The sequence below is a fragment of the Blastococcus sp. CCUG 61487 genome (assembly GCF_005222955.1).
Taxonomy (GTDB): Bacteria; Actinomycetota; Actinomycetes; order Mycobacteriales; family Geodermatophilaceae; genus Blastococcus.
In genome coordinates this window covers 319-5817 of sequence record NZ_LWUA01000104.1, presented here as the reverse complement: position 1 = coordinate 5817, position 5499 = coordinate 319, and the positions used below count along the sequence as shown (strand labels likewise).

The window sequence follows — 5499 nt, the reverse complement described above, 5'->3', positions numbered from 1 at the left end:
GGACCATGGGATGTCTGACCCCTGCTCCTCCGCGGAAGAGCGGGGGTCACTGCGGCGCGAGCAGGGCGCGGAGCTCCTCGGTGAGGACGTCGAGGGCCTCGGGGTGCTGGTGCCACGCGGCCGGGGTCGCCTGCAGCAGCTGGATCCGCCACCGGCCGGCGCCCTCGTCGACGGCGACCATGGTGTGCACGGTGTGGAAGCGGGGCTCCACGTCGGAGGCCCCCGGCGGGATCATCCCGGCGTGCGCGATCAGCAGCGCCACCCCGTCGGCCACCGCGCGCACGGACCTGACGACGGCGACGTAGGACGCCGTCTGGTGGCTGCCGAAGACCTGCCGCAGGTGCGCCGCGATCGACAGCCGCCCGTGGTGGTGCGTGCCGTCGTAGCCGACGATGTCGCCGTCGTCAGCGAAGCAGGCCGCCACCGCCGCGCCGCTCCTCCGGTTCCAGCCGTCGAGGTAGGCGGCGTAGAGCGAACGGAGCTGGGCGTCGTGCGGATGCGCGGATGTCACGGAAGTGACGGTAGTGCTCAGACCGAGCTGACCGTCCGACGCTCGCCGTCGGCGAACTGGGTGCGGTGGAGGTCGGCGTACCGACCTCCGAGCGCCAGCAACTCTGCGTGCGTACCCGACTCCACGATGCGACCGCCGTCCACCACCAGGATCCGGTCGGCGCTGCGCACGGTGGACAGCCGGTGGGCGATCACCAGCGCCGTCCGGCCGGACAGGGCAGTGTCCAGCGCCTGCTGCACGGCGGCCTCCGACTGGCTGTCCAGGTGCGCGGTGGCCTCGTCGAGGATGACGATCCCCGGCGCCTTGAGCAGCACCCGGGCGATGGCCAGCCGCTGCTTCTCCCCGCCGGACATCCGGTAGCCGCGGTCGCCCACGACGGTGTCCAGCCCCTCGGGCAGCGAGCGGACGAGCTCGGCGATCCGCGCCCCCTCGAGCGCCTCCCACAACTGCTCCTCGGTGGCCTCCGGCCGGGCGTAGAGCAGGTTGGCGCGGATGCTGTCGTGGAACAGGTGCGCGTCCTGGCTGACCACGCCGATGGCGTCCCGCAGCGAGTCCAGCGTCGCCCGGCGCACGTCGAGCCCGCCCACGCAGACCGAGCCGCCTGTCACGTCGTACAGCCGCGGCACCAGGTTGGCGATGGTCGACTTCCCCGCCCCGGAGTGCCCGACGAGGGCCACCAGCTGGCCCGGCTCGACCCGGAAGCTGATGTCGTGGAGCACGTCCACCGGCCCGCCGTGCTCGGGCAGCGAGACCTCTTCCAGTGACGGCAACGACACGTCCTCGGCCGACGGGTAGCTGAACTGGACCCGGTGGAACTCGATCGACCTGTCGTCGGCGGGGACGGGGACGGCGTCGTCGGCCTCGCGGATCATCGGCGGCAGGTCCAGCACCTCGAAGACCCGGTCGAAGCTCACCATCGCGCTCATGACGTCGACCCGGACGTTCGCCAGCGCGGTCAGCGGGCCGTAGAGCCGCGACAGCAGCAGGGCGAGGGCCACGACGTCGCCGGGGCTCAGCGAGCCGGTGAAGGCCAGCCAGCCGCCCAGCCCGTAGACCAGCGCCGTTGCCAGCGAGGCGACCAGGGTGAGAGCGGTGAAGAAGAACCGGCCGTACATGGCCGACAGGACGCCGATGTCGCGCACGCGGGCGGCGCGACCGCTGAACGACCGCGCCTCCGCGTCCGGACGACCGAACAGCTTCACCAGCAGCGCGCCGGCGACGTTGAAGCGCTCGGTCATCGTCGCGTTCATCGACGCGTTGAGCTCGTAGGACTCCCGGGTGATCTCCTGCAGCCGGCTGCCGATCCGCCGCGCGGGCAGGACGAACAACGGCACCATCACCAGCGACAGCAGGGTGATCTGCCAGGACAGCGTGAGCATGACCGCCCCGGTCAGCACCAGGCCGATCACGTTGGACACCACGCCGGACAGCGTCGAGGTGAACGCCTGCTGGGCGCCGACGACGTCGTTGTTGAGCCGGCTGACCAGGGCACCGGTCTGCGTGCGGGTGAAGAAGGCGACCGGCATCCGCTGGACGTGCTCGAACACCCGGCTGCGCAGGTCGTAGATGACGCCCTCGCCGATCCGGGCGGAGTACCAGCGGTTGGCCAGCTGGATCGCGGCGTCGACGACGGCCAGGCCGGCGATGAACAGCGCGATCCGGACGATGTCGCCGGCCGTGCCCTCCAGGCCGGCGATGCGGTTGACGATGTCACCGGCGAGCAGCGGCGTGATCACGCCGATCAGCGACGAGCCGACCACGAGCGCGAGGAAGAAACCCAGGTCGCGGCGGTAGGGGCGGGCGACCTCGAGGATCCGCCGCACCGTCCCCGGCGGCAGCTTGCGCCCGACCACCGACGGATCACGCCGGAAGGAGCGCATCGCCGCCATGTTGGTCATGGGGGGACCCACCTGCACCGCCTCCCTCCGTCAGGCCGACGGGACGAGCCGGCCATCCGGCCAACATCGTCCGGGACGGCGCTTGTTCCGGATCAGCGGCCGCCGGCCAGGTCCCGGAGCCGCTGCACCTGCGCGGCGGCCTCGGCGGCGTCCTGGGTCTCGGGGTCGTTGCGCACCGCCGAGCGGACGAGGGCCGCCGTGGCCCGGCTGGCGGCGACCGGCACCGCAAGCAGCGCCTCGGCCAGCCGGGCGACCGCGGCGTCGAGCCCGTCCGCAGGGACGACGGCGTTGGCCAGCCCCATCGCGTGCGCCTCGGCCGCGCCGACCGGGCGGCCGGTCAGGCAGATCTCCATCGCCCGCGAGTAGCCGACCAGCTCGACGAGGTTGCTCGTGCCGGTCAGGTCGGGCACCAGGCCCAGCGTCGGCTCGGGCAGCCGCAGCTGCGCGTCGTCGGTGAGGACGCGCAGGTCGCAGGCGAGCGCGAGCTGGCAGCCGGCGCCGATGGCGTGCCCCTGGACGGCGGCGATCGACACGATGCCGGGCTGCCGCAGCCACCGGAAGCCGCGCTGGTACTCGCGGATCCGCTGCTGGGCCTCCTCGGCCGGCGCACGGCCCAGGTCACCGAGGCCGCCGTCGGTGTTCGGCTGCGGGTCGAACAGGCTGCGGTCCAGGCCGGCGGAGAACGAGCGGCCCGCGCCGCGGAGGACGACCACCCGCACGTCGTCGTCGAGCGAGTCGCCGACGGCGGCGAGCGCGGCCCAGGTCGCCGGCGTCTGCGCGTTGAGCTGCTCGGGCCGGTCGAGGGTGACGGTGAGGACGGCGCCGTCCCGGGAGGTCCGGACGAATCCGTCGGGCGTGTTCGGTGAGGTCACGCCTTCTTACTATTCCGGTTGGCGCCCCCGCGGCTGCGCAGGGTGGCGCCGGACTCCGACAGCAGCCGGTGGACGAAGCCGTAGGAGCGCTTGGTCGACTCGGCGAGCGAGCGGATGCTCTCGCCCTCGTCGTAGCGCTTGCGCAGCTCGGCGGCGAGCGTGCTCCGGTCGCCGCCGGTGATGCGCTTGCCCTTGCCCAGGTCCGCAGTGCTCGAGTCGGCCATGTCTCCCCTCCGGTGACAGCGTCCGGCACACGGGGGTGGACCCCCGCATCCGTGCAGACATGATCACCCAGTCCCCCGACCCGCGCGACGCGAAGCGATCACCCGCCGAGCAGTTCCTCGCGCAGCCGGCGGGGTGCCCGGCAGAGCCACGCCTCGGTGAGCGCCTCGTCGAGTTCCTCGACCGCCGCGGCCTCGACGCGCAGCAGCACCATCGGGTGCACGCCGTAGCCGGCGACGGTGAAGTAGACGTCCGGCTGCGCCAGGACGAGCGCGTCGACGACGGCGGGGTCCGCGGTGCGCAGCCCCAGCGCCGGACCCTCGGGAGCGGTGCCGCCCAGCAGCTCCCGCTCCGCCCGCCGCAGCACCCGCTGCCAGGCGAACGCCGTGCTACCGACGCGCCACGACAGGGTGCGCCCGTTGTCCTCCTCGACCACGCCGGGCAGGTCGAGCGCGATGCGCCGCACGTCGTCCCAGCCGGCCATCGTGCCTCCTCAGGCGAGCTCGACCAGGTCGGCCAGGTCTTCGCTCCACGCGTCCTCGGTGCCGTCGGGCAGCAGGATGACCTTGTCCGGGTCCAGGGCTCGGACGGCGCCCTCGTCGTGGGTGACGAGCACGATCGCGCCGGCGTAGGTGCGCAGCGCGTCCAGCACCTGCTCGCGGCTGGCCGGGTCGAGGTTGTTGGTCGGCTCGTCGAGCAGCAGCACGTTGGCGCCGGAGACGACGAGCGTCGCCATCGCCAGCCGGGTGCGCTCACCGCCGGAGAGCGTGCCGGTGCGCTGGTCGACGGTCTCCCCGGAGAACAGGAAGGCGCCGAGGATGCGCCGCAGCTCGGTGTCGGTGCTGTCCGGGGCGGCCGCCCGCATGTTCTCGATCAGCGAGCGGTCCATGTCCAGGGTCTCGTGCTCCTGGGCGTAGTAGCCCACCCGCAGCCCGTGCCCGGCCTTGACCTCGCCGGTGTCCGGCAGCTCGGTCCCGGCGAGGAGCCGCAGCAGCGTCGTCTTGCCCGCGCCGTTGAGGCCGAGGACGACGACCCGTGCGCCGCGGTCCACCGCCAGGTCGACGTCGGTGAAGATCTCCAGCGAGCCGTAGCTCTTCGACAGGCCCTCCGCGGTGAGCGGGGTCCTGCCGCAGGCCGCCGGCGTCGGGAAGCGCAGCTTGGCGACCTTGTCCTGCACGCGGACCTCGGCCAGCCCGGCGGCGAGCCGCTCGGCGCGCTTGTCCATGCTCTTCGCGGCCCGGGCCTTGGTGGCCTTGGCGCGCATCTTGTCCGCCTGGGCGGTGAGCGTGTCGATCTTGCGCTCGGTGTTCGCCCGCTCCTGCTTGCGGCGCCGCTCGTCGGTCTCCCGCTGCTGCAGGTAGGGCTTCCAGCCGAGGTTGTAGATGTCGACGGTCGCGCGGTTGGCATCCAGGTGCCAGACCTTGTTGACGACGGCGTCCAGCAGCTCGACGTCGTGGCTGATCACGACCAGGCCGCTGCGGTGGCTGGCGAGGAAGCCCTTCAGCCAGGTGATCGAGTCGCCGTCGAGGTGGTTGGTCGGTTCGTCGAGCAGCAGCGTGTCCGCGTCGGAGAAGAGGATGCGGGCGAGCTCGACCCGGCGGCGCTGACCACCGGAGAGGGTGCGCAGCGGCTGGGCCAGCACCCGGTCGGGCAGGCCGAGGTTCGTGCAGATGCGGGCGGCGTCGCTCTCCGCGGCGTAGCCGCCCAGGGCGGCGAACTGGTCCTCGAGCCGGCCGTAGCGGCGCACCACCCGGTCCCGCTCGTCGTCGTCGGCGGGCTCGGCCATGGCGATCTGCGCCTTGACCATCTGGTTGCGCAGCACGTCCAGCCCCCGCCCGGACAGGACGCGGTCGCTGGCGGTGATGTCGAGGTCGCCGCTGCGGGGGTCCTGCGGGAGGTAGCCCACCTCGCCGGACACGTCGACCTTGCCGGCGTGCGGGAGCCGCTCACCGGCGAGGGTCGTCAGCGTCGTGGTCTTGCCGGCGCCGTTGCGGCC

At 73.0% G+C, this 5499-nt stretch carries 6 protein-coding genes; all 6 read right to left on the bottom strand.

Features of this window, described 5'->3' with window-relative positions:
• Positions 1 to 46: 46 nt before the first annotated feature.
• Entirely contained in the window at positions 47 to 511 is a 465-nt protein-coding gene (locus A6V29_RS07125; RefSeq protein WP_137159665.1) for an SgcJ/EcaC family oxidoreductase, read from the bottom strand.
• 17 nt (positions 512 to 528) lie between these two features.
• On the bottom strand, positions 529 to 2409 hold the full coding sequence (locus A6V29_RS07120) for an ABC transporter ATP-binding protein (protein ID WP_137159664.1): 1881 nt from the start codon (positions 2407 to 2409) through the stop codon (positions 529 to 531).
• Positions 2410 to 2501: 92 nt separating this feature from the next.
• On the bottom strand, positions 2502 to 3281 hold the full coding sequence (locus A6V29_RS07115; RefSeq protein ID WP_137159663.1) for an enoyl-CoA hydratase/isomerase family protein: 780 nt from the start codon (positions 3279 to 3281) through the stop codon (positions 2502 to 2504).
• The gene (locus tag A6V29_RS07110) at positions 3278 to 3505 is read right to left on the bottom strand and encodes a helix-turn-helix domain-containing protein (RefSeq protein WP_137159662.1); all 228 of its coding nucleotides are present in this window, start codon (positions 3503 to 3505) and stop codon (positions 3278 to 3280) included. The genes A6V29_RS07115 and A6V29_RS07110 overlap by 4 nt, the downstream gene beginning before the upstream one ends.
• A 98-nt stretch (positions 3506 to 3603) precedes the next feature.
• Positions 3604 to 3987: an MmcQ/YjbR family DNA-binding protein gene (locus A6V29_RS07105; RefSeq protein WP_137159661.1), complete on the bottom strand. Its 384-nt coding sequence runs from the start codon at positions 3985 to 3987 to the stop codon at positions 3604 to 3606.
• A 9-nt stretch (positions 3988 to 3996) separates the two neighbouring features.
• Positions 3997 to 5499 (bottom strand): ABC-F family ATP-binding cassette domain-containing protein (locus A6V29_RS07100; protein ID WP_137159666.1); only part of this gene is annotated, 1503 nt, incomplete at its 5' end.